Source organism: Croceibacterium soli, from assembly GCF_009828065.1.
GTDB lineage: Bacteria > Pseudomonadota > Alphaproteobacteria > Sphingomonadales > Sphingomonadaceae > Croceibacterium_B > Croceibacterium_B soli.
This window is the reverse complement of sequence record NZ_WTYK01000002.1, coordinates 192,462-216,096: the sequence shown is the minus strand read 5'-3', so window position 1 is coordinate 216,096 and position 23,635 is coordinate 192,462. Positions and strand designations below refer to the sequence as shown.

General features: G+C 68.3%; 17 protein-coding genes. 14 read left to right on the top strand and 3 right to left on the bottom strand.

Features of this window, described 5'->3' with window-relative positions; all coding sequences use genetic code 11:
- Positions 1-149: 149 nt before the first annotated feature.
- From GRI75_RS04145 to GRI75_RS04120, 6 genes are all read left to right on the top strand, one after another.
- Positions 150-815 (top strand): SIMPL domain-containing protein, encoded by a 666-nt coding sequence (locus GRI75_RS04145; RefSeq protein WP_235911285.1) that lies wholly within the window; start codon positions 150-152, stop codon positions 813-815.
- Positions 816-1,054: 239 nt separating this feature from the next.
- Entirely contained in the window at positions 1,055-2,440 is a 1,386-nt protein-coding gene (locus GRI75_RS04140; RefSeq protein ID WP_160745696.1) for a TIGR03013 family XrtA/PEP-CTERM system glycosyltransferase, read from the top strand.
- 14 nt (positions 2,441-2,454) lie between these two features.
- Positions 2,455-4,545: an XrtA/PEP-CTERM system histidine kinase PrsK gene (prsK, locus tag GRI75_RS04135; RefSeq protein ID WP_160745695.1), complete on the top strand. Its 2,091-nt coding sequence runs from the start codon at positions 2,455-2,457 to the stop codon at positions 4,543-4,545.
- A complete protein-coding gene (prsR, locus tag GRI75_RS04130) occupies positions 4,545-5,909 on the top strand; it encodes a PEP-CTERM-box response regulator transcription factor (RefSeq protein ID WP_160746001.1) in 1,365 nt (454 codons plus the stop codon). Before prsK ends, prsR begins: the two co-directional genes overlap by 1 nt.
- Positions 5,893-7,692, top strand: coding sequence for a tetratricopeptide repeat protein (locus tag GRI75_RS04125; RefSeq protein WP_160745694.1), 1,800 nt, complete (start codon positions 5,893-5,895; stop codon positions 7,690-7,692). Before prsR ends, GRI75_RS04125 begins: the two co-directional genes overlap by 17 nt.
- A 40-nt stretch (positions 7,693-7,732) precedes the next feature.
- Positions 7,733-8,698: a bile acid:sodium symporter family protein gene (locus GRI75_RS04120; protein ID WP_160745693.1), complete on the top strand. Its 966-nt coding sequence runs from the start codon at positions 7,733-7,735 to the stop codon at positions 8,696-8,698.
- Here the strand turns inward: GRI75_RS04120 and GRI75_RS04115 are convergent.
- Complete coding sequence (locus tag GRI75_RS04115) at positions 8,682-9,737, bottom strand: DUF475 domain-containing protein (protein ID WP_160745692.1); 1,056 nt, start codon at positions 9,735-9,737, stop codon at positions 8,682-8,684. The two genes, GRI75_RS04120 and GRI75_RS04115, sit on opposite strands and share 17 nt — an antisense overlap.
- A gap of 71 nt (positions 9,738-9,808) precedes the next feature.
- Complete coding sequence (gene panB / locus GRI75_RS04110) at positions 9,809-10,678, bottom strand: 3-methyl-2-oxobutanoate hydroxymethyltransferase (RefSeq protein ID WP_160745691.1); 870 nt, start codon at positions 10,676-10,678, stop codon at positions 9,809-9,811.
- A gap of 136 nt (positions 10,679-10,814) precedes the next feature.
- Here panB and GRI75_RS04105 point away from each other — a divergent pair, with 136 nt between their 5' ends.
- Positions 10,815-12,407, top strand: a complete 1,593-nt coding sequence (locus GRI75_RS04105) for an amino acid permease (protein ID WP_160745690.1) — start codon at positions 10,815-10,817, stop codon at positions 12,405-12,407.
- A 71-nt stretch (positions 12,408-12,478) separates the two neighbouring features.
- On the opposite strand, the gene GRI75_RS04100 is transcribed toward GRI75_RS04105, so the two are convergent.
- Positions 12,479-12,952, bottom strand: coding sequence for a pyridoxamine 5'-phosphate oxidase family protein (locus GRI75_RS04100; RefSeq protein ID WP_160745689.1), 474 nt, complete (start codon positions 12,950-12,952; stop codon positions 12,479-12,481).
- A 379-nt stretch (positions 12,953-13,331) separates the two neighbouring features.
- Here GRI75_RS04100 and GRI75_RS04095 point away from each other — a divergent pair, with 379 nt between their 5' ends.
- The 7 genes from GRI75_RS04095 to GRI75_RS14530 all read left to right on the top strand — a co-directional run bounded on the left by GRI75_RS04095 (position 13,332) and on the right by GRI75_RS14530 (position 23,413).
- A complete protein-coding gene (locus GRI75_RS04095; protein WP_160745688.1) occupies positions 13,332-14,063 on the top strand; it encodes a hypothetical protein in 732 nt (243 codons plus the stop codon).
- The gene (locus tag GRI75_RS04090) at positions 14,017-15,552 is read left to right on the top strand and encodes a DUF6504 family protein (protein ID WP_202389587.1); all 1,536 of its coding nucleotides are present in this window, start codon (positions 14,017-14,019) and stop codon (positions 15,550-15,552) included. Before GRI75_RS04095 ends, GRI75_RS04090 begins: the two co-directional genes overlap by 47 nt.
- Positions 15,553-15,613: 61 nt before the next feature.
- A complete protein-coding gene (locus tag GRI75_RS04085; RefSeq protein ID WP_160745686.1) occupies positions 15,614-16,861 on the top strand; it encodes a putative DNA modification/repair radical SAM protein in 1,248 nt (415 codons plus the stop codon).
- The gene (locus tag GRI75_RS04080; RefSeq protein WP_235911284.1) at positions 16,858-18,294 is read left to right on the top strand and encodes a UdgX family uracil-DNA binding protein; all 1,437 of its coding nucleotides are present in this window, start codon (positions 16,858-16,860) and stop codon (positions 18,292-18,294) included. Before GRI75_RS04085 ends, GRI75_RS04080 begins: the two co-directional genes overlap by 4 nt.
- Positions 18,295-18,301: 7 nt before the next feature.
- On the top strand, positions 18,302-22,036 hold the full coding sequence (locus tag GRI75_RS04075) for an error-prone DNA polymerase (RefSeq protein ID WP_160745685.1): 3,735 nt from the start codon (positions 18,302-18,304) through the stop codon (positions 22,034-22,036).
- Positions 22,037-22,058: 22 nt separating this feature from the next.
- Positions 22,059-22,685, top strand: a complete 627-nt coding sequence (locus GRI75_RS14535) for a LysE family translocator (protein WP_235911277.1) — start codon at positions 22,059-22,061, stop codon at positions 22,683-22,685.
- A gap of 14 nt (positions 22,686-22,699) precedes the next feature.
- Positions 22,700-23,413, top strand: a complete 714-nt coding sequence (locus tag GRI75_RS14530) for an extensin-like domain-containing protein (RefSeq protein WP_328597923.1) — start codon at positions 22,700-22,702, stop codon at positions 23,411-23,413.
- The last annotated feature ends 222 nt before the right edge of the window (positions 23,414-23,635 follow it).

Here is a 23,635-nt window from a genome sequence, read left to right as displayed (position 1 = left end):
GCTAACTCGGATCACGCCTGCTGACGCTCCCCTCGGTGAAGGACTGGATGAGCATGCGGTACTTCGTGGCGCTTGCAGGAATGGCGTCTCTCTCAGCCTGCGGTGAACAGGCCTATGATCCGCGTGGGGTGGGTCATGACGAGACCCTTTTGTCCGTAAGCGCCACAGGCGAGGCCGAGACCCGGCCCGACGTTGCGAAGTTCGAGGCGGGAGTGAACAACTGGGCGCCGAGCGCGCGCGCCGCCAGCGAAGCCAACGCCGCCGATATTCGCGAGATCGTCACCGCGCTTCGAAGTGCCGGCGTGGCGGAGAGGGACATCCAGACCCGCGCCGTGGGCGTACAGCGGATCGATTACGGCGATCGAAAGGGCCAGTACCAGGCCAGCAACATCGTTTCGGTGACCGTTCGCGACGTCGACCGTGCCGGGCAGGCGGTGACCGCAGTCACCGAAGCCGGCGCGAATATCGTCAGCGGACCCGACCTGCGGATGTCCGATCCGGAAAAAGCCGCCAACTCGGCCTATGGCGCCGCCTACCGTGCGGCGCGGGCGCGGGCGGAAGCTTATGCGGATGCGGCGGGCCTCAAGATTTCGCGCGTGCTCTCCATTCGTGACGCCGGCGGCGCCCAGGGGAACCGCTACTTGCCCGGCGCTGTACCGGTTGCCCCTCCGCCTCCGCCGATCGCGACCCAGGCCCGCGGCGGGGGCTGGCCGGCGCCGGAGGAAGCAGCGGGAACTGGCGGCTCCATGATCATGACGGGACAGACGACCAGCGCGGTGGCCGTGCAGGTGGATTTCGCTCTCACACCGGAATGACACTGCGCTCCTGTAGCTAGCAACCTGTGCTTATCTGCATCCGCGCGGCGAGGCCGGGGATCAGCCCAGCCAAGGATCGCACTTGCGCTGCCAAGGCCTTGATCCTGAACGTGTCAGGTTTCCCGACGCTTTGCCTGCGCAGCGGCCCGATTTCCCTGTGTCAAATTTACCGACGCTTCATCTCTCCGCCCTAATCCGGCCGCGTCCGCGGTCTTGCGTGGGCGTGGCCGGTGGGAGCGATGATCCGCCTCTTCAAGCATTACATCCCGCACGCGGTGTTGCTGCTGGGCCTGGTCGACTTCGCCTTGCTCCTGCTGGCGGGCGATCTCGCGTGGACGCTGCGCGCTGCCCAGATCGGGATGGATGCCGGTACGCTCGGCCAGCGCCTGTGGGCGCTCGCCGGGTTCGCGGCGATCACGGAAAGCGCTCTGATCGCGGTCGGCGTCTACGGCGCCGATGCCCTGCGCTCCATGCGCTTCGCCGGCGCGCGCATGCTCGTGGGCGTGAGCCTGGCGGTGATGTTTCTCGCGCTGGTGGACTTCCTGCTGCCCGGCAGCACTTATTGGCGCTCGACCCTGGCCTACACGATGGGGCTGGCGATCGCCTTCCTCATGGTGAACCGCATCCTCGTCGGCAGCCTGATCGATGCCGATGCGTTTCGCCGGCGTGTGCTGGTGCTGGGCGCGGGCCCCCGGGCCGCGCGGCTAGAGGCGCTGGGAAAGCGGCCAGAGAGCGGCTTCTCCATCGTCGGCTATATCGCGATGCACGAAGGCCGCGCGGTCGTTGAAGGGGCCGTCCCCCGCGCGGCGATCGAGGACCTCTCCCGCCACGTGGAAGCCTTGCGCGCGAGCGAGGTGGTCCTCGCGCTGGAAGAACGGCGCAACGCCTTGCCGCTGAAGGACCTGCTGCGGATCAAGACCGCCGGGGTCCACGTCAATGACTTCTCCAGCTTCATCGAGCGGGAAACCGGAAGGGTCGATCTCGATACCCTCAACCCGAGCTGGCTGATCTTCTCCGACGGGTTCTCCTCGGGCCGGATGCTGTCGAGCGTGGCCAAGCGCGCCTTCGACGTCGTGGTCAGCGGCGCCTTGCTGCTGCTGACATGGCCGGTGATCGCGATCTTCGCCGTGCTGGTGAAGCTCGACAGCCGCGGGCCGGCCTTCTTTCGCCAAAGCCGCATCGGCCTCTACGGGGTGCCGTTCGAGGTCCTCAAGTTGCGCTCGATGCGCAGCGACGCCGAGAAGGACGGCGCGAGATGGGCCGAGGCTGGCGATCCGCGGGTGACCCGGATCGGGCGGTTCATCCGAACCGTTCGCATCGACGAGCTGCCGCAGACCTGGAGCGTGCTGCGGGGCCACATGAGCTTCGTCGGACCGCGTCCCGAGGTGCCCACGTTCGTCGACGACCTGGAGCAGAAGCTGCCGTTCTATGCCGAGCGCCACATGGTCAAGCCCGGGATCACCGGGTGGGCGCAGATCAACTACCCGTACGGCGCATCGGTCGAGGACGCGCGGGCTAAGCTCGAATACGATCTCTATTACGCGAAGAACTACACCCCCTTCCTCGATCTGCTGATCCTGCTGCAGACCTTCCGCGTGATCCTCTGGCCGGAAGGCGCACGGTGAGCGGCGGGGTCGCCATGGCCGTTCTGCTGTCGGGGTACCTGATCTCGGCCATCGCCGGGCTGGTCCTCGCCGGTTGGCTGGTCACCCGGCGGGGGACCATCGGCGCGGTGTCGCGCCCGATGGGTGCGGCGATCGTCCTCTCGTCGATGTGGGCCATCTCCGTTCTCGCATTCGGGCTCACGGCGGCGACCGGGCATTTGCTGTTCAGCCTGGTGAACCTCGCCTGGCTGTGGGTGCTCTACGGGCTGTTCGCGCAGGACGGCCGCCACGCCAGCCTTGGCCCGATCCGGCCGGTGGTGCTGTCGCTGACGTTCGTCGAGTTCCTGCAGATCGCGATCACCCTGACGGGGATCGGCACGGCGGAGGTGAGCGCGGCGGACGAACTTGTTCGCGCCGGAGTGTCCATCCGGCTGCTGTTCTGCGCCGGCGCGCTGGTGCTGGTGCACAACCTCTACGTTGGCGCGTCCCCGGCCAACCGCCTGGCGCTGCGCTGGCCGGCCGCCGCGCTGGCGGTGCTGTGGGTCTACGAGCTGAACTACAACACGATCGTCTATCTCGGCGGCGACGTTCCCCTGCTCCTGGCCGCGCTGCGCGGCTGCGTGCCGCTTGCGATGGTCGGCCTGCTGACGCTCGGGGCGATGTCGAAGAACGGGCAGCAGGCGTTCCGGCCTTCGCGCGCATTCGCCTTCCAGTCGTTCTCGCTGCTGCTGATCGGCGCGTATTTCCTGGTCATGGTCGTCGCCTTCCAGGGGCTGACGGCGATCGACGGCGACTTCGTGCGGCTGGCGCAGCTGGCGTTCATCGCGGTGGCCAGCGCCCTGGCGCTGATCGTGCTGCCGTCGCGCCGGATGCGCGGCTGGCTGCGCGTCACGGCGACGAAGCACTTGTTCCAGCATCGCTACGACTACCGCGAGGAATGGCTCCGCTTCACCCGCACTATGGGCGGCGGCGGGCCGGAGGTGCTGCCGCTGCGCGAGCGCGCGGTCCAGGCGCTGGCGGACATCACCGACAGCCCCGCCGGCCTGCTGCTGACGCCGGACGAGGATGGCGGCCTGGTGCTGGCGGCGCGCTGGCAATGGCAGGACGAGCATGTCCCGGCGCCGGCTCTGGACGAAACGGCCGCGCGGTTCTTCGCTGATTCCGAGTACATCGTCGATCTCGATCGCTGGCGGCTGGGCTCCCGCGAGGGCCTGCCGCAGGGCCTTGTGCCGGATTGGCTGGCGGGCGACGAGCGGGCCTGGGCGCTCGTGCCGCTGCTGCATTACGAGCGCCTGCTGGGCGTGGTCGTGCTCGCCCGTCCGCCCCATGCGCGTACGCTCGATTGGGAGGATTTCGACCTGCTGCGGGTGATCGGGCGCCAGCTGGCCAGCTATCTGGCCGAGCAGGCGAGCCACGACGCCCTGGGCGAAGCGCTTCGGTTCGAGGAGTTCAACCGGCGGATCGCCTTCGTGATGCACGACATCAAGAACCTCGCCAGCCAGCTTTCGCTGCTTGCGCGCAACGCCGAACGTCACGCCGACAATCCCGATTTCCGCGCCGACATGCTGGTCACGTTGCGCAACAGTGCCGACAAGCTGAATGCGCTGCTCCAGCGGCTCGGTCGCTACGGCGCGCAAGCCGGGGAAGCGGCCGGCGCGGTTTCGATCCAGCCGATGCTGCGCGGGATTGCCGAACGTTACCGGCTGCAGCACGCGGTGCTGGTCAACGAGGGCCCGGACTGCAAGGTTTCCGCCCATCCCGAAGCGCTCGAACAGGCGCTGATCCACTTGGTGCAGAATGCGGTCGATGCGACGGAAAGCGGGCTTCCGGTGATGCTGGAGGCGCGGCGGCACGACGGCGACGTTGCGATCGAGATCGTGGACTCGGGATCCGGTATGACGCCCGAATTCATCCGCACGCGGCTGTTCAAGCCATTCCACTCCTCCAAGCCCGGCGGCTTCGGCATCGGCGCGTTCGAGGCGCGCGAGACGATCCGGGCGATGGGCGGACGGCTCGACGTGGAAAGCCATGAAGGGCTCGGCACCCGGTTCACGATCCGCTTGCCGCTGGCCGAGAGGGCCGCGCTCAGGCGCATGATGCAGGAACACGAGGCGAAAGTAGCATGATGTCGGAAAGCAAACCCAAGCTGCTGATCGTCGAGGACGACGAGGGCCTGCAGGCCCAACTCAAGTGGGCCTATGACGATTTCCAGGTGATCGTCGCCGGCGACCGGGCGAGCGCGATCGCCGCCTTGCGCGCCGAGGAACCGCTCGTGGTGACGCTCGATCTCGGCCTGCCGCCGGATCCGGACGGAACGAGCGAGGGTTTTGCCGTGCTCGACGAGATCATGGCCCTGAAGCCGGATACCAAAGTGATCGTCGCCAGCGGGCACGGCGCGCGCGAGAGCGTGCTGACCGCGATCGACCGGGGGGCCTACGACTTCTACCACAAGCCGGTCGATATCGAGCAGCTCGGGCTGATCGTGCGCCGCGCGCTCAACCTGCACCGGATCGAAGCGGAGAACCGGATGCTCGCGGACAAGGCGGGCGAGGGGAACCGGGTGCTCGGATCGCTGATCACCGCGGCGCCGGAGATGGTCCGCGTCGCGCGCATGATCGAGCGGGTGGCCAACACCAACGTCTCCGTCATGCTGCTGGGCGCCAGCGGCACCGGCAAGGAGCTCCTGGCGCGCGGGCTGCATGACGAGAGCGGCCGCAGGGGCGGCAACTTCGTGGCCATCAACTGCGCGGCAATCCCCGAGAACCTGCTCGAAAGCGAGCTGTTCGGCCACGAGCGGGGCGCCTTCACCGGGGCGGTGAAGACCACCGAGGGCAAGATCGAGCAGGCCAGCGGCGGCACGCTGTTCCTAGACGAGGTCGGCGACATTCCGCTGCCGCTGCAGGTCAAGCTGCTGCGCTTCCTGCAGGAGCGCCAGATCGAGCGCATCGGCGGCCGCAAGGCAATCGAGGTCGACACGCGGATCGTCTGCGCCACACATCAGGATCTGGAGGCGATGATCGCCGCCGGGCGCTTCCGCGAGGACTTGTTCTACCGTCTTGCCGAGATCGTCGTGAAGATACCCGGCCTGGCCGATCGGCCGGGGGATGCGGTGCTGCTGGCGAAAGCATTCCTCACACGCTTCGCCGGCGAGATGAACCCACAGGTCAAGGGCTTCGCGCCCCATGCCCTGGCGGCGATCGATGCCTGGCCCTGGCCCGGCAACGTCCGCGAGCTGGAGAACCGGGTGAAGCGGGCGGTGATCATGGCCGACGGCAAGCTGGTGAGCGCCGCGGACCTCGACCTGGAGAGCGCGGTGGGGAGCGAACCCGAAGCGCTCAACATCAAGACCGCGCGCGAGCAGTCCGACCGCAAGGTGATCCGCCACGCCCTTGCGCGGACCGAAGGCAACATCTCCAGCACGGCCAAGCTGCTCGGGATCAGCCGCCCGACGCTGTACGACCTGCTCAAGCAGTATGACCTTCAGGCGTGACGGGATCCTGCTGGCGGCGCTGCTGACCCTGCTGGCGCTCCCCGCGCTAGCGGGGCCCGGCCGCGATCCGTTGGCCGAGGCTGCCTCTGCGATAGAGCAGGGGGACGGTATTTCCGCCGAAGTCGCGGCGCGGCGGGCGTTCCGGGCCGGCGCTTCCATAGAGGCCGTGGCCGCTTACCTGGGGGAGGCGGCGCTGCTCGAAGGCGACCCGGGCGAAGCGCGGCGCTGGCTCGCGCCCGGCCGGTTCGACGCCGCAAGCAGGCAGCGCGGCTTTCATGCCCTGGGCCGGCTGGAGCTTGCCGAGGGCGATTTCCCGGCGGCGGCGCGGGCGTTCGACCGGGCGCTCCAGGCCGGCGGCGACAATGCCCGGCTGTGGGTCGATATCGGCCGCATGCGCTATCGCGGGGGTGAGCAGCACCTCGCCGCGGAGGCCGCCGAGCGGGCCCTCTCTATCGACCCCCGGGAGCCCCAGGCGCTGGCCTTTCGCGGCGTCCTCGTGCGCGACTCGCAGGGGCTGCCGGCGGCGCTGCGGTGGTTCGCCGGGGCCGTACGGCGCGCCCCCGGCGACATCGACCTGCTGGGCGAATATGCCGCCACTCTGGGCGAGCTGGGCCGCTACAAGGACATGCTGCGGGTGGCCCGGCGGATGGTCGAGATCGACCGCACCGATCCCCGGGCTTATTACCTGCAGGCCGTGCTGGCGGCGCGGGGGGGCCGCGACGATCTCGCCCGGCGGCTGCTCTGGCGCACCGAAGGCGCCTATGCCGAAACGGCGGCCGGGATGCTGCTAGAGGGCGTGCTGGAGTTCCGCAGCGGCAACCCCGCACTGGCTGTGGAGCGGTTCGCCGAGCTGGCGCGCCGGCAGCCGGACAATCCGATGGTCGCGCGCCTGCTGGGCCGGGCGCTCCTGGCCGTGAACGACGGGCGCGAAGTCGTCGACCGTTTCGGCGAACGGGCGGCGAGCCCCGGCGCGACGCCTTACATGCTCGCGCTGCTCGCCCGCGCGCACGAGCAGGCCGGGCGGCGCGATCTGGCGGCGCCCATGCTCGACCGGGCGGCGCTGGGGCCCGACCGGACGCTGCGGGCGCTGCCCCTGTCCGAACAGGGCAAGCTCGAAATCTTTCGCTGGGGCGGCGATCCCGCGCGGCCGCAAGTGGCAGTGCAGATGGTGCGGCAGATGCTGTCGCAAGGCCGTGCGGCGGAGGCCGCCGCTTTCGCGCGCCAACTGACGGAACGCTATCCCGGCTCTGCCGATATCGAAGTGCTCGCGGGCGACGCAGCCTTGCTGGCCGGCGATCCGGCAGCGGCCCTGGAGTTTTTCGGGCGGGCCGCGCGCGTCCGCTGGAACGCGCCGCTGGCGGAGCGCATCGCGGCGGCCCAGCGCCTGCTCGGCAGCGAGCGGCAGGCCGAGGAGGCGCTGGCCACCTACCTCGCCGCCTATCCGGGCGACCGAGGCATTGCCGCCTCGCTAGGACGCCGTGCGGCGGAACGACGCGATTGGCCGAAGGCGGCTGTGCTTCTGCGCCGCGCGGCCGCGCTCTCGGGCGGCGCAGGCGATCCTGAGCTGCTGGCCGATCTCGCCCGGGCGCAGCTGGCCACCGGGAACGCCTCCGCGGCGTTGGCCAGCGCGCGCCGGGCTTACCGGCTGCAACGCTCCAGCAGTCGCACGACCGGCGCCCTTGCCGCTGCCCTCGATGTGACGCGGGAAGGCGAGACCGGGTCTGACGTGCTGCTCGCCAAGGCGCTGCGCATGGCCAGTCAACCCGCGCTGGCGCTGCGCTAGCGGGCTGGACAGGCTTCTTCCCCGCGGGCACTCGCCGGCGATGCCCATCGCCGCAGCCTTCGGCCGAATCGATCCCCTCGTCCGGCTGCTCGGCCTGGCGATCCTCCTGGCTTCGGTGCTGCCGGTTACCGGAGCGGCCAGGGACGTCGCCCAGGCCGTTGCCAACGGAGCGGTGTTCCTGCTCTTCCTGCTCAACGGACTGCGCCTGCCGCGCGCGGAAGTCTTGCGCGGCATTGGCAACGTGCGCTTCCTGCTGCCGCTGGTCGCGTGGTGCTTCGGGGCGATGGCGCTGGCCGGATGGGGTCTGTCACTGGTCCTCGCGGGCTGGTTGCCGCCGCTGGTCGCGCTCGGCTTCCTCTATCTCGGCACGCTGCCTTCGACCGTGCAATCGGCGACGGCCTACTCGTCGCTCGCCGGCGGCAATGTCGCGGCATCGGTCGTGGCGGCCGCCATGCTCAACATCCTCGGCGTGTTCCTCACCGCGCCGCTGTTTTCGCTGCTGGCCGGGAGCGAAGCGGCTGCGTTCGATCTCGCGGCGCTCAAGAAGATCGCGCTGATCCTGCTGCTGCCGTTCGTCATCGGACAAGTGGCGCAAGGCCGGTTCGGTCACCTCGTGCGCGAGCACCGCATGCTGACCACCTGGATGGACCGCACGGCCATCGCCATCGCGGTCTATGTCGCCTTCTCGGGCGCGGTGGAGGAGGGCCTGTGGCAGCGCGTGGGCCCGGCGGATTGGGCGGTGCTTCTCGGCGCCGTCTGCGTGCTGCTCGGCTTTGCGTTCGGCGGCGTCTGGCTGCTGGGTGGAGCCCTTCGCCTGGCGCGCGGTGACCGCATCGCGCTGCTGTTCTCGGGCGGGCAGAAGAGCATCGCCATGGGCGCGCCGCTGGCGACGGTGCTGTTCGGGGCGGGCACCGCCGGTCTCGTGCTGCTGCCGGTGCTGGTCTACCACCTGCTGCAGCTCGTGCTCTCCGCCCCGCTGGCGGCGCGGCTCAGTCGGCCGCGGTAGGGTTCCGCCGGTTGTGGCGGACCGACCACCACAGCGAAAGTCCGATCAGCGTGGCGCCGATCAGCCCGGTGATAGTCTCCGGGATATGGAACACCGCCGACATCAGCATGATCGCGCCGAGCGCGATGATCGCCCAGAACGCGCCGTGCTCGAGGAAGCGGTACTGCGCCAGCGTGCCTTTCTCGACCAGGTGGATGGTCATGGAGCGGACGAACATTGCGCCGATCGACAGGCCCAGGGCGATGACGATCATGTTGTTCGACAGGGCGAACGCGCCGATCACGCCGTCGAAGCTGAACGACGCGTCGAGCACGTTGAGGTAGAGGAACCCGCCGAGTCCGCTGCGGACCACGGCGCCCTGCAGCCGCTGCTTCTCCTCATGCAGCTCGAGGATCGCGTTGATCCCTTCGACCGCGATGAAAGTCACCAGGCCGAGGATACCCGCAACCAGGAAAGTCAGCGCCTCTTCCGGTTCGAGCATGTTGGAGATGCCCCACAGCGCCAGCAGCAACAGTGCGACCTCGGCGGCCGGGAGGGCGGCGAAGCGAGCCAGCTGCCGCTCGACCACGCCGATCCAGTGCACGTCCTTGCTGCCGTCGAAGAAGAACTTGAGGCCGACCATCGCCAGGAAGGCGCCGCCGAAGCCGGCGATGCCGACATGGGCGGAGCTGACGATGCGCTCGTATTCCGCCGGGTTGTTCAGCGAAAGGTCGATCGTCTGCATCGGCCCGAGCCCAGCGGCGATCGCGACGATCGCCAGCGGGAAGACGATCCGCATCCCGAACACCGCGAAGGCGATGCCCCAGGTGAGGAAGCGCTTCTGCCAGACCCGGTCCATGTTGGTCAGGACGGAGGCGTTGACCACGGCGTTGTCGAAGCTGAGCGAGATCTCCAGCACCGAAAGCACGACGACGATCCACAGCAGCGCCAGGGTGCCGGTGAGGCTGCCGGTGCTCGACCAGCCGTACCATGCGCCGAGCGCAAGGCAGATGATCGTGAAGATGAGCGAAAAGCCGTAGAACCGCTTCAACGTGGCCATGTGTGGACCCTGTTCTTTCGTGGAGCGCGCCCGCTAGGCAATTTGCGCCCGGGGTGCAACGCCGTGTTGGCTCATTCGCTCCCGTAGGTCTGTTCCGGCCCGGGGAAGCTGCGCTCTCGCACTTCTTTGGCGTAGTGCCCGGCCGCGGCGGAGATCGTTTCGGCGAGGTTCTCGTAGCGCTTCACGAACCGGGGCACGCGCTCGAACAGGCCGAGCATGTCTTCGGTGACCAGCACTTGCCCGTCGCACTGGGCCGAAGCGCCGATGCCGATGGTCGGGCAGGCGACGGCTTGCGTGACCGCGACGGCGATCGGCTCGACCACGCCTTCCACGACGATCGCGAACGCGCCGGCCTTGTCGAGCGCCTTGGCGTCGCCGACGATCTTGTCCGCCTCCGCGTCGGTCCGGCCGCGCGCGCCATAGCCGCCGAGCACGTTGACCGCCTGCGGCGTCAGCCCGACATGGCCGATCACCGGGATGCCGCGCTGGACGAGGAACGCGACCGTTTCGGCCATGACCTCCCCGCCTTCGAGCTTCACCGCCGCGGCGCCGCTCTGCTTCATCAGCCAGGCAGCGCTCTCGAACGCCTGCTGAGGCGAGCCTTCGTAGCTCCCGAACGGCATGTCGACCGCGACCACCGCGTGATAGCTGCCCCGCACCACCGCGGCGGCATGGTTGGCCATCATCTCCAGGGTGACGGGCACGGTCGAAGGCAGGCCGTAGATCACCTGGCCGAGCGAATCCCCGACGAGCAGCAGGTCGCAATGCTCGTCCAGCAGTTGAGCCTGGCGCGCGGTATAGGCGGTCAGCACCACCAGCGGTTCGGCCGTGACACCGTCCTGCTTGCGAGCCCGCAGCTTCGGCACTGTGAGGCGCCGCATTGGCTGCGGCGTGGGATTGGCCCGGCTGGTCGCGGTGTCGAGCTGGAAGGTGGTGGACATGACCGCTGTGTAAGACGCCGTGCACCGTTGTGCAAAGCGATTGCAAAGCCGCTTGCGTCGCGCACGAATGCGGTTAGCGTTGTAACCAGCTTAGAGATGGGGCGCGTCCGCGCAGCCCGCACTTGAGGGGAGCCGCATGTTCGGACGTGTGAAGCCGTTGGACGCCATCCTGGCCACGGCAGAGAAGAAGTCCCTTCATCGATCCCTCGGGCCGATCCAGCTCATGCTGCTGGGCATAGGCTGCATCATCGGCACCGGCATCTTCGTCCTTACGGCCGCCGGCGCGCAGAAGGCGGGGCCCGGCCTCATGATCGCCTTCGCCGTCGCCGGCCTGGTCTGTATCGTGGCGGCGCTGTGTTACGCCGAGATTGCAGCGATGGTCCCTGTGGCGGGCAGCGCCTACACTTACAGCTACGCGACCATGGGGGAGTTTCTCGCCTGGACGGTCGGCTGGGCGCTGATCATGGAATATGCCATCGCCGCGGCGGCGGTCTCGGTCGGCTGGTCCGGTTATTTCACCGGCACGATCCTGAACGAGTTCCTCGGCGTGGCGCTGCCGCCATGGCTGGCAGGCGGGCCGCTGGCGCTCGGCGGGGTCGAGGGCGGCCTCATCAACTTCCCGGCGCTGTTCATCGCGCTGCTGGTTACCGGCCTGCTGATCATCGGCACGAGCGAGAGCGCCAAGGTCAACGCCGTGCTCGTGGCGATCAAGGTCGCCGCGCTGACGACGTTCCTGGTGCTGACGCTGCCGGAGGTCGAGCTGGAGCGGTTCAACCCCTTCCTGCCGGCGGGAGTATTCGGAGGATTCGGCTCGGGAGTCGGAGCCGTCGGCGCGGCGGCGACGATGTTCTTCGCCTATGTCGGCTTCGACGCGGTTTCCACCGCAGCCGAGGAAACCCGCGATCCGCAGCGCAACGTGCCGATCGGCCTGATCGGCTCACTGCTGTTCTGCACGGTGTTCTACATCCTCGTCGCCGCAGGTGCGATCGGCGCGATCGGCGGGCAGCCCATCGGCCCCGACGGCTTCATCACCGGCGGCCAGGCGCCGTTCCCGGCAGGCTCGGCCGAACTGGCGCGGCAGTGCGCGCTGCCCGAATTCTCCGCGGCCCTGGTCTGCTCGGACGAAGCGCTGGCGCACGTGCTGCGGCAGATCGGCTTCTCCGGCGTCGGCAACATGCTCGGCATCGCCGCCTTCGTTGCGCTGCCTTCGGTGATCCTCGTGCTGCTGTTCGGGCAGACGCGGATCTTCTTCGTGATGAGCCGCGACGGCTTGCTGCCGGAAGTCCTCAGCAAAGTGCACCCGAAGTGGCGGACTCCCTATGTGGTGACCGCGATCACCGGCTGCGTGGTGGCCGTGGCGGCCGCGTTCTTCCCGGTTGGGCAGTTGGCGGACATCTCCAACGCCGGCACGCTCTACGCATTCATGATGGTGGCGGTCTCGGTGATGCTGCTGCGCCGAAGGGATCCTTCGCGGGCCCGCAAGTTCCGGGTGCCGGCGCTGTGGCTGATCGGGCCCCTGACCATCGGCGGCTGCGTGTTCCTGTTTCTCAACCTGCCGTTCGAGGCGATGATCATGCTGCCGGCGTGGACCGCCATCGGGATCGTCGTCTACCTGGTCTATGGCCGCCAGCGCAGCCACCTGGGCCGCGGCATCGTGGAAGTGCACGAGCCGGAATATGCCGATCTGGAGCCGGACATTCCCGGCGTGGAAGATCGCGGCCGGCCCTGATCCGGGCCTGAGTTGGGGCCGCTTCCCCGGGGAAGCGACCCCACGCGCGTGACGCGCGTTCGGTCAAGCGCTTACAAGGTGGTGTTGAGGTGCTCCTCGCGGGCTTCCTCGCGAACATCGAAGCCGAGCAGCATCTTCGTGGTATCGAAGAAGCCGAGATCGCCGTTCCAGATCTCCGCCTGGCCGAGGTCCATCCGCAGCATCAACAGGTTCGGATCGTCCTTGCCGTCGAACCATGCCTCGACCGGGCGGCTCCACTGCTTCTCCAGCCGTTCGCGGCTGGTCTCTTCGGTGAGCACCCCGGTGAAGCGGGCGAACATGTCGTGGCCCTTGCCGGCGAAAGTGGCCGTGGCCGGGCCGCCCGGCGCGAACGTGTGATCGCGCGAGACGAAGAACCAGATCGCGCTGTTGGCGTCCTTATCGAGCTGCGCGGTCATCGGCATCGCGGTGTGGGGATCGCTGTCGAGCTGCAGGAACAGGAACGGGCTGTCGGCCAGCGCCGTCCAGAACTTGTTCTTGAGCTCATGGGTCTTGTCGCCGCTCATCGAAAGTCTCCTTGATTTGGTCCCGAAACGGGGCGGCCCGCGCCTTGGTTCCGGATTCGGCAGGACAAGCACACCACTGCACGGCCCCACTTCGCTCCGAACCCGTCATGCTGAACTCGTTTCAGCATCCATCTCCCGGCTGGGGGCGGAGCGCCCGGACACGAGCGGCAACGCCGCGCCCGCGAGCAAGCTCGCCCGAGCGGAGAAATGGGCCCTGAAACGAGTTCAGGGTGACGGGGAATGGGAGGGTGGTCGGGACAGGGATCAACTTCAACCGGCACCCTCGGGCAAACCGTTGGCCGTACTGGATGGATCGGCACGACCGGATTGCGAGCAAAAACAAAGAGGAACATAAAGAGAACTTAGGAGTCGATTCGTTATGGACCTAAGTAGCTTCCTCACTGCCGGAGAGCTTGCCTCTCTGGGCGAACAGGCGCCCCGCTGGCGCCCCGGCCTGGCCGACGCGCGGCATAGCGAGGTCTTCGCAGCGGGAGACGAAGCGGGCGGGGCGGCCGCCGCGCTGGCGCTGGCGCTGGACGGCTTGCGCCCTGCCGAAGGGGAGCAGCGGGAAGCGCGCCCGTTCCTCTGGGTACAGGACGCCGCCGCACTGCGGCTCGGCGGGCGGCCTTATCGCCACGGCTTGCCGGAGACGCTGCGCGGGCGGCTGATCCATGTCGCGGCCAAGACGCCCGAGGACATGCTGTTCGCGCTGGAGGAAGGCGTCCGCTGCCGCGACCTTGCTTTCGTGATCGGAGAGCTGGCGGGCAATCCCCGTGCGCTCGACTTCACCGCATCGCGCCGCCTGAGCCTCGCGGCGGAGCGCCACGGCGTGCCGCTCTACCTCGTCCGGCTCGATGCCGCGCGCGACCTCAGCTCGGCGCGGATGCGCTGGGAAGTGAAATCCGCCCCGTCGTCCGCCCCCCGCTGGAACGCCGCCGCGCCCGGCCGCCCGAGCTGGCGTGCCGAACTGTTCCGCGCCCGCGCCCATGCCCCCGGAGAATGGATCTTACGCGATGAGGGAAACCACCTCGCCGCCGACCGCCTCGCCGCCACCACGCCGGATCATGTCGATCTGGCTCGCGCGGCTGGCGATCGACCGCTGGCGTCTTGAAGCCGGCTGCGCCGAGGGGGAGGGCGCCGATGCCGAACCGCACGCACTGATCGCCGAGACCGCGCACGGCCCGCGGATCGAAGCGGCCAACGACGCCGGCCTCGCCGCCGGCGCACGGCCGGAGATGCGCCTTGCCGACGCCCGCGCGCTGTGCCCGCAGATCAGGGTCAGCCCGAGCGATCCGGCGGGCGACCTGGCCCTGCTCGGGAAGCTGGCGCTGTGGGCGCAGCGCTGGGGGCCGTGGAGCGCGCTCGACCGGCCCGACGGGCTGCTGGTCGACGTCACCGCCGTCGCTCACTTGTTCGGCGGGGAGGAACGGCTGCTGGCCGATGCGCAGGACATGTTCGCCAGGCGCGGTCTCCGGGCCAGGCTGGCCATCGCCCCGACCGCCGGCGCCGCCTGGGCGCTGGCGCATTACGGACCGGAGCGGGCGATCCTCGCGCCGGAGAGCGATGCCGCCAAGCGTCTCGCCAACCTGCCGGTCGCTGCGCTCAGGCTGGAGGGCGATGTGCTCACCGTGCTTCGCCGCCTCGGGCTCAAGCGGATCGGGCAGGTCGGGACCATCAGGCGCGACGCGATCCAGCGGCGCTTCCGCAACCGCCGCTCCCCCGCCGCCAATCCGCTGCTGCGGATGGACCAGTTGCTCGGCCGCTTGCCGGAGCCGCTGCTGCCGGTCTTCGCCGTACCCGCGCCGCTGGTCCAGCGCCGCTTGATGGAGCCGATCCGCCACCGCGAGCTGCTCGACCAGGTCGTGGCCGATCTCGCCGCCGACATGGTGCGCGAACTCGAAAGCCGGGCCCAGGGGGCGCGGCGGCTCGAGATCGGCCTCTGGCGCGTCGATGGCGAAGTGGCCTTGCGCCACCTCGAATTCGCCGCCGCCACGCGCGATGCGGCGCATGTCTGCCGCCTGTTCGCGGGCAAGCTCGACGACGTGGATGCCGGCTTCGGCTTCGAAACGGTCCGCCTGCGGGCGAGCTGGACCGAGCCGCTGCCGCTGGCCCAGGGCGATATCGAGGCCGGGGCCGAAGGCCAGGGCACGAGCCTTGCCGTGTGCATCGACCGCCTGGCCATGCGCCTCGGCGAGAAGGCGGTCCGCCGCCCGGTCCCGCACCCCAGCCATATCCCGGAGCGGGCCCAGCGCTGGCAGGCGCCGCTCGCGCCCGAACCGGCAAGCCAGGGCGAGCTGGCCTTCCACCAGCGCCCGCTCAAGCTGCTCGACCGGCCGGAGAAGATCGCGGTGCTCTACCCGACGCCCGACGGCTTCCCGCGAAGCTTCCGCTGGCGCGGCAAGGCGCACGACATCGTCCGCATCGAAGGGCCCGAGCGGATCGCGCCCGAATGGTGGCGCGAGCGCGGCGGCACCCGCCTGCGCGACTACTACCGCATCGAGGACCGCGAGGGGCGCCGCTACTGGATCTACCGGCTCGGCCTCGCCGGCGACGGGCGGGGCGGGGCGCCCGACTGGTTCCTGCAGGGGCTGTGCGCATGAAAAAGCCGGGTCCCTGAAGAGAGTCCTTGGCGAATGTAAGTGTAGAACATATATGGAACAAATGGCCCAACCGAGTCTCCTTGAGAAGCTGGAAATCCTCGCCGATGCGGCGAAGTACGATGCCTCCTGCGCCTCCTCCGGCACTGCCAAGCGCAGCAGCAGTGCGGGCGGGAAAGGCATCGGCTCGACCGAAGGGATGGGCATCTGCCACGCCTATGCCCCGGACGGGCGGTGCATTTCGCTGCTCAAGGTCCTGCTGACCAACCACTGCGTGTTCGATTGCCACTACTGCATCAACCGCAAGAGCTCGAACGTGCGGCGTGCCCGGTTCACGCCCCAGGAAGTGGCCGACCTGACGCTGAGCTTCTACCGCCGCAACTACATCGAAGGGCTGTTCCTCTCCTCCGGGATCGTCAAAAGCCCCGACCACACGATGGAGCAGTTGATAGAAGTGGCTCGTATCCTGCGGGAAGAGCACGATTTTCGCGGCTACATTCACCTCAAGACGATCCCCGAGGCGGATGCGGAGCTTGTCCACCAGGCGGGGCTTTATGCCGACCGCGTGTCGATCAACGTCGAACTGCCGACGGTGGCCGGGCTGACGCGCCTGGCGCCGGACAAGAACGCCGGACGCATCGAAGGCGCCATGGGCGGGCTGAAGACGGCGATCAGCGAAGGGGCGGACGCCACCAAGCGCTTCAAGCATGCCCCAAAGTTCGCGCCCGCCGGCCAGTCCACGCAGATGATCGTGGGGGCGGATGCGGCGACCGATGCCGACATCGTCGGCAAGGCCAGCCAGCTTTACGGACGCTTCAAGCTGCGCCGGGTCTATTACTCCGCTTTCAGCCCGATCCCCGACGCCAGCGCGGTGCTGCCGCTCAAGCGCCCGCCGCTGATCCGTGAGCATCGACTCTACCAGTCGGACTGGCTGATGCGCTTTTACGGCTATGCCCCCGGCGAAGTGGCCGATGCGGCGGGCGCTGACGGCATGCTGCCGCTCGATATCGATCCCAAGCTCGCCTGGGCGCTCAGGTTCCGGGAGCGCTTCCCGGTCGACGTCAACCGGGCGCCGCGGGAGATGCTGCTGCGCGTGCCGGGGCTGGGCGTGCGGGCGGTGGACCGCATTCTGGCGTCACGCCGCCATCGGACCTTACGCCTGGAGGATGTGGGGCGGCTGACCGTCTCGGTGGCCAAGATGCGGCCGTTCATCGTCACCGCCGACTGGCGCCCGGTCACCCTGACCGACCGCGCGGACTTGCGGGCCATGCTGGCGCCCAAGGCCACCCAGCTGGAGCTGTTCGCGGCATGACGGCCGCGTTCCCTGCCATGCATGCGGCCGAAGCCTGCGTCGTCGAGATGCCCGAGCCGGACGACTTCGAGTTCTGGCGCGATCAGGCCCGACTGCTGGTGCAGGGCGGCGTGCGGCCGGACGAGGTGGTCTGGACCGAGCCCGGCGGCTTCGAAAGCCTGTTCGGGCACGGCGGCAGGCCCGTGCCGGCGCCGGGGGCCGCTGCGCCGGTCGTGCGGGCCAGCAGGCCGTTCGTGGAGCTTGCCCGCAGCGCCGTGTGCCATTCCGATCCCGGTCGCTTCGATCTGCTCTACCGCCTGCTCTGGCGGCTGCAGGCCAACCCCAGGATAATGGAGGACGGCGCCGACGGCGATGTCCGCCGCATCGACGCGCTGGCCCGTGCGGTTCGCCGCGACATTCACAAGATGCGTGCCTTCGTGCGCTTCCGGCGGGTCGAGGGAGATGGCGGGGCGGAGCGCTTCGTCGCCTGGTTCGAGCCGGAGCACCACATCCTGCGCGCCAATGGCGGGTTCTTCGTGCGCCGGTTCGCCAACATGGCCTGGTCGATCCTGACGCCCAAGGGTTCGCTGCACTGGGACGGGGAGACCCTGGCGGAAGGCCCGCCGGCGGAGCGGTCCGACGCGCCTGCCGGCGATCCGATGGAGGACTTCTGGCGCAAGTACTACGCATCGATCTTCAACCCCGCGCGTTTGAAGGTCGGGGCGATGCTCAAGGAAATGCCCCGCAAGTACTGGAAGAACATGCCGGAGGCGGCGCTCATTCCCGGGCTCGTGGCCGGCGCGCAAGGACGCGAGGCGGCCATGGTTGCAGCTGGCAAAGGCTATGAGGAAGAGCGGCTTAAGTCCCTTTCCGCCATAGAAAAAGCGATTCACCAGTGCCGCCGCTGCCCGATCGGCGAGCTGGAGAACCAGGCGGTCATGGGCGAAGGGCCGAAGCATGCCGCGCTGATGGTCGTCGGCGAGCAGCCGGGCGACCAGGAAGACCTTGCCGGCAAGCCTTTCGTCGGCCCTGCGGGTCAGTTGCTCGACAGCTACCTGGTCGAAGCCGGGATCGACCGGGGGCAGGTCTACGTCACCAACGCGGTCAAGCACTTCAAGTACGTGCAGCGGGGCAAGCGTCGGCTGCACCAGTCGCCGACCGCCAAGGAGATCGACATCTGCCGCTGGTGGCTCGATGGGGAGCGGGAGCTCGTCCAGCCCAAGCTCGTGCTGGCACTCGGCGCCAGCGCCGCGCGCGGCCTGCTCGGCAAGACGGTGAGCATAACCCGCGCCCGGGGCGAAGCGCACCGTCTGGAGGACGGCAGCGAGCTGTGGATCACCGCGCACCCATCCTACCTGCTGCGCCTGCGCGACGAGGCGCGGGTCGAGCAGGAACGCCTGTTCCGCGCCGATCTTGCCGCCGTCGCCGAACGCCTGGCGGAGCTGGCCGGGTGAGTATGGCATGCCCGAAGCACCGCTCACGCCCGGCAAGCGCCGGATCAAGATCGATCCGGACGCGATAGCACCGCCGCCGCGCGCGCCCTTCGTCGAGCTGGGCCTGGTGAGCTGCTTCACTTTTCTGCGCGGGGCATCGGACGCGGTCGATCTCGTGCTCGCCGCCCATGCGCTCGGCTACGATGCGTTGGGGATCGCCGACGCCAACTCGATGGCCGGCATCGTGCGCATCCATACCGAAGCAAAAACCGTTAAGTTGAAGCCGGTTATCGGCTGCCGCATAGAAACCGTGGAAGGTCTGGCGTTTCTCGCTTATCCGACCGACCGCGCGGCTTACGGGCGGCTCTGCCGGCTGATCTCCGCCGGGCGGATGCAGACGCCCGAAGGCGAATGGCAGGACAAAGGCGTGTGCCAGATCAACCTGGCCATGCTGGCGGACCATTCCGAGGGCGTGCAACTGATCCTCCTGCCGCCGGCCGACCTGGACGCGGAGATCACGATTGAGGTCGAAGGCAACGTCATTCCTTTTCCGGGGTCACGCGGAGACGCGGAGGCGCGGAGAATGGCGCTCGCAGAGGCGCGGAGGCGCAGAGAAGGCACGTCTGCGGCGAAGCCGCTCTCAATTTCGAACGATGTATTGCCTGCGGCGCAAGAACCCTCCGCGCCTCTGCGCCTCTGCGAGCGCAAATCTTCTCTCCGCGCCTCCGCGCCTCCGCGTGAACTAACCGCCTCATTCCCCGAGATCCTCCCCCACCTCACAGAGCAACTCCCGACACTGCGCCATCTTGCCGCCAGCTATCTCTACACCGGGGACGACATCGCGCGGATCGACCGGCTCGACGGGCTCGCGAGGGCGAACGGCCTGGCGCTGCTCGCCACCAACGACGTTCATTACCACGCGCCCGAGCGGCGACCGCTGCAGGACGTGATGACGGCGATCCGGCACAAGACCACGGTCGCCGAGGCCGGCCATCTGCTCCACGCCAATGCCGAGCGGCACCTCAAGAGCCCGGCCGAGATGATCAGGCTGTTCGAGCGCTGGCCCCATGCCATCATGACGTCACGCGAGGTGGCCGATGCCTGCCGGTTCAGCCTGGATGAGCTCCGGTACGAGTACCCGAAGCGGGCTTATCCCGGCGGCATGACGTCACAGGGGTACCTGGAGCAGCAGACCTGGGAAGGGGCGAAGTGGCGCTACCCCGAGGGCCTGAGGGACGACATTCGGAAGACGCTCGATTACGAGCTGGCGCTGATCCGCAAGCTGGAACTCGCACCCTACTTCCTGACGATCAAGGAGATCGTCGACTTCGCCCGCAGCCAGGAGCCGCCGATCCTGTGCCAGGGGCGCGGGTCCGCGGCCAATTCCGCGGTGTGCTTCTGCCTCGGCATCACGTCCGTCGACCCGGCCACGCACCAGCTTCTGTTCGACCGCTTCATCTCCGAAGAGCGGTGCGAGCCGCCGGACATCGACGTCGACTTCGAGCATGAGCGGCGCGAGGAGGTGATCCAGCACATCTACAGCGAGTACGGCCGCGACCACGCGGGCCTTTGCGCCACGGTGATCCATTACCGCCCGCGCATGGCGATCCGCGAGGTGGGCAAGGCCATGGGCCTCAGCGAAGACGTAACCGCTTCCCTGGCCCGTACGGTCTGGGGCGGGTACGGCCGCGAGCTCGACGAGCAGCATATCCTGGCGGAAACGGGGTTGGACCTTTCCGACCCGCACTTGAGACGCGTTCTGAAGTTGACCGAGCAGATGATCGGCATGCCGCGCCATCTCAGCCAGCACGTCGGCGGTTTTATCCTCACCGAAGGGCTGCTGACCGAGACCGTGCCGATCGGCAACGGCGCGATGCCGGATCGCAGCTTCATCGAATGGGACAAGGACGACCTCGACGATCTCGGCATCTTCAAGATCGACGTGCTCGCCCTGGGCATGCTGACATGTATCAGGAAGGCCCTGCATCTCGTTGAAAGTCATCATGATCGTAGCCTGACCCTGGCCACTGTTCCGCAGGAGGATCCGGAGGTCTACGACATGCTGTGCAAGGCGGACTCGGTCGGCGTGTTCCAGGTCGAAAGCCGGGCGCAAATGAACATGCTGCCGCGCCTGAGGCCGCGCGAGTTCTACGACCTGGTCGTGCAGGTGGCGATCGTCCGCCCCGGGCCGATCCAGGGCGACATGGTCCATCCCTACCTCAAGCAGCGCAAGGCCCGGCGGGAAGGCAAGCCCGAGCTTCGCCTTCCCGGCCCAGCGCCCGAGCACGGCCCATCCGACGAGCTTTCGTCCATCCTGGGCCGCACGTACGGGGTGCCGATCTTCCAGGAGCAGGCCATGAAGATCGCGCTCGACGCGGCGAAGTTCACCGCGGCCGAAGCCAATCGCCTGCGCAAGGCGATGGCGACGTTCCGCAGCCGCGGCATGGTCAGCGAGCTGGAGGACATGATGGTCGGCCGCATGGTCCAGCGCGGCTACGATCCGGAGTTCGCCGAACGCTGCTTCAACCAGATCAAGGGCTTCGGCGAGTACGGCTTCCCCGAAAGCCACGCGGCCAGTTTCGCGCACCTCGTCTATGTCTCGAGCTGGGTCAAGTGCCACTACCCGGTGGCGTTCGCCTGCGCCCTGCTGAACTCGCAGCCGATGGGCTTCTACGCCCCGGCGCAGATCGTGCGTGATGCGCAGGAGCATGACGTCACCGTCCTGCCGATCGACGTCAATCATTCGCAGTGGGACTGCACGCTGGAAGAGGCTCGTCGTCCCGGACTCGATCCGGGACCGCTGGCCCCCAGGCCGAACCGGGAGGCCAGCGATCCCCGCTTTCGCGGGGATGACGGAGTTAACGGGAATGGCCGTTGGCGGCTCGACACCGGGGTCGCGCTGCGCCTGGGCTTGCGCCAGGTCGAGGGCCTGCCTTGGCACGTCGCCGCGAAGCTGGTGACGGCGCGCGAAGCCGGTGGGCCGTTCCGCGACCTTGCCGAGCTGCGCAGCCGGGCGGGGCTCTCGCCCGCGAATATCGAGCGGCTCGCCGCGGCCGATTGCTTCGGTTCGCTCCACCTGCCGCGCAGGCAGGCGCTGTGGGATGCCAGGAGCCTCGTATCCGGGCCGGACCTGCCGCTGTTCGCTTATGCCGAGACGCAGGGCGAGGGCGCCGATGCGGAGCCTGCCGCGCTGCCGCAGATGACGCTGAGCGAAGAGGTGGTCGCCGATTACCAGACCCAGCGGCTGAGCCTGAAGGCCCATCCGATGAGCTTCCTGCGCGAAGGCTTGGCCCAGCGCGGCTTTGTGAGGGCCTGCGACTTGCGCGCCCGCAAGCACCGCGCGATGATCGACATCGCCGGCGTCGTGCTGATCCGCCAGCGCCCGGGCAGCGCGAAAGGCGTGGTGTTCATCACGATCGAGGACGAAACCGGCGTTGCCAATCTCGTCATCTGGCCCGACACGATGGCGAAATACCGCAAGGTGGTCATGGGCTCGCGCCTGATGGAAGTGCGCGGGCGCGTGGAATACGACGACGACGTGGTCCATGTGATCGCGACCCACCTGGTCGACGCGACCGGCGAACTCGGCAAGCTGGCCGACGGGCTGCTGAGGCCGGCCCTGGCCCACGGCGACCACGGCAAGAACCCTCCGCACAGCCGCCCCGCGCCGCGCGAACTGCCGGGGCCGCAGGACCCCAACGAGTTCCTGCTGCAGCACCCGCGCGATGTGCGGGTCATTCCCAAGTCGCGCGACTTCCATTAGCTCCCTGTCCGGGGAGGCCAAAATGGACGCAGAAAAGGTCGCTGCCTTCGCGCTGGTGACGGGGCTTAGTAGCCTCGTACCCGGTCCATCTATGCTGTTCGTGCTCAGCCAATCGATTTGGCGCGGTGCCCGTTCCGGTACTGCTGCACTTATCGGAGTGCAACTGGGCTACATCGTATGGTGGCTGCTCGCGGCAGCCGGCCTTGGAACGCTGGCGGCGGCTTTTCCCCTAGCCTTTCGCCTGTTGGCAGTAGGCGGAGCGCTTTATCTTGCATGGCTGGGAGTGCAGGCGCTGCGCCATACGGGAGCTGCGGCCGACGAGGGTGTGGAACCAGCCCGCGGCTCGTCGCGGCACGCCTTCCGCGACGGAATCTTCGTGGCGATCGGCAATCCCAAATCGTTAGTCTACATCGTGGCATTGCTGCCGCCGTTCGTCGACACCCGCAGCCCGGTCGTGCCACAGCTAGTGGTGCTCGCAATTGTCGCCATGGTGATCGATGTTGCGCTAGGCCTACTCTATATCGGCGCTGGCAGCCGCATTGCCAAAGCGATGGAGCGACCGAGCACGCGACTCTGGCTCGATCGCGGAGTTGGTCTCACCTTCATCGCCATTGCACTAGCCATCTTGGCGGAACTGTTCGGAAGGTAGCGCATAGGTCGCCTGTGCGCGTTCCCTCGATCGACAAGCCTGCCTTGGCCCTGCTGATCGTCGGCGCGCTGTTCCTGGCCGCGCGCGCCTGGTTGCACGATCACCCGCAGCACGATCCCTGGGCTCCGCTGGACTTGCGCCATCCCCCAGGTTGGGCGACGCAGAAGAAGATCGCCGGCTTGCGCGGCAATCCGGCCGAGTGCCGGGCGGTGCTGGAGCGCAGCGCGGTCGAGTTCTCCGTGCTCGATCCGGCGGGCGAGGGCGAATGCCTGCGGGAGGATCGCACGGTGATGACCGGGCTCCCGCTTGTGCCAGACCGGCCGCCGGTCACTTGCGCGGTCGGCGCCGCGCTCGAGTTGTGGCTGGTGCGCGAGGTGCAGCCGGCGGCGGAAGAGCTGCTCGGGTCTCCGGTCGAGCGGATCGAGCATTTCGGCGCCTACAGTTGCCGCCGGCTTTATGGCCGCGGCACCGGCCGCTGGAGCGAGCACGCCACCGGCAATGCGCTCGACGTCGGCGCGTTCGTGCTGGCGGACGGGCGGCGGATCAGCGTGCTCGGCGACTGGGGCGGCGAGGACGAGCAGGACGATGAAGCGGCGTTCCTCCACCGCGTGCGCGACGGCGCCTGCGGCATTTTCGGCACCGTGCTTTCGCCGGACTACAACGAGGCGCATCGCGATCACCTGCACCTGGACCAGGCTTCGCGCGGATGGGGAGGGTTCTGCCGCTGAGCGGCTCGCAGGTCTGAAGCGGCGTGCCAGTTCGTCCTTCGACAAGCTCAGGACGAACGGATGGGGGGGCGTGCTTGATGGTTTCGCAGATTCCAGCCGTTCGTGGTGAGCTTGTCGAACCACGTATGTTGCGTGCTGGTCCTTCGACAAGCTCAGGACGAACGGTTTAGGTAGTATTCAGTACGTTATCGCAAGCTCTTACCGTTCGTGGTGAGCTTGTCG

What these genes read in the sequence shown, in the direction of transcription:
- GRI75_RS14535 (WP_235911277.1), top strand. Translation starts at nt 22,059, where the DNA reads ATGGACGCAGAAAAGGTCGCTGCCTTCGCGCTGGTGACGGGGCTTAGT.
- prsR (WP_160746001.1), top strand. Translation starts at nt 4,545, where the DNA reads ATGTCGGAAAGCAAACCCAAGCTGCTGATCGTCGAGGACGACGAGGGC.
- GRI75_RS04140 (WP_160745696.1), top strand. Translation starts at nt 1,055, where the DNA reads ATGATCCGCCTCTTCAAGCATTACATCCCGCACGCGGTGTTGCTGCTG.
- GRI75_RS04100 (WP_160745689.1), bottom strand. Translation starts at nt 12,952, where the DNA reads ATGAGCGGCGACAAGACCCATGAGCTCAAGAACAAGTTCTGGACGGCG.
- prsK (WP_160745695.1), top strand. Translation starts at nt 2,455, where the DNA reads ATGGCCGTTCTGCTGTCGGGGTACCTGATCTCGGCCATCGCCGGGCTG.
- GRI75_RS04115 (WP_160745692.1), bottom strand. Translation starts at nt 9,737, where the DNA reads ATGGCCACGTTGAAGCGGTTCTACGGCTTTTCGCTCATCTTCACGATC.
- GRI75_RS04085 (WP_160745686.1), top strand. Translation starts at nt 15,614, where the DNA reads ATGGCCCAACCGAGTCTCCTTGAGAAGCTGGAAATCCTCGCCGATGCG.
- GRI75_RS04105 (WP_160745690.1), top strand. Translation starts at nt 10,815, where the DNA reads ATGTTCGGACGTGTGAAGCCGTTGGACGCCATCCTGGCCACGGCAGAG.
- GRI75_RS04080 (WP_235911284.1), top strand. Translation starts at nt 16,858, where the DNA reads ATGACGGCCGCGTTCCCTGCCATGCATGCGGCCGAAGCCTGCGTCGTC.
- GRI75_RS04125 (WP_160745694.1), top strand. Translation starts at nt 5,893, where the DNA reads ATGACCTTCAGGCGTGACGGGATCCTGCTGGCGGCGCTGCTGACCCTG.
- panB (WP_160745691.1), bottom strand. Translation starts at nt 10,678, where the DNA reads ATGTCCACCACCTTCCAGCTCGACACCGCGACCAGCCGGGCCAATCCC.
- GRI75_RS04075 (WP_160745685.1), top strand. Translation starts at nt 18,302, where the DNA reads ATGCCCGAAGCACCGCTCACGCCCGGCAAGCGCCGGATCAAGATCGAT.
- GRI75_RS04090 (WP_202389587.1), top strand. Translation starts at nt 14,017, where the DNA reads ATGTCGATCTGGCTCGCGCGGCTGGCGATCGACCGCTGGCGTCTTGAA.
- GRI75_RS04095 (WP_160745688.1), top strand. Translation starts at nt 13,332, where the DNA reads ATGGACCTAAGTAGCTTCCTCACTGCCGGAGAGCTTGCCTCTCTGGGC.
- GRI75_RS04120 (WP_160745693.1), top strand. Translation starts at nt 7,733, where the DNA reads ATGCCCATCGCCGCAGCCTTCGGCCGAATCGATCCCCTCGTCCGGCTG.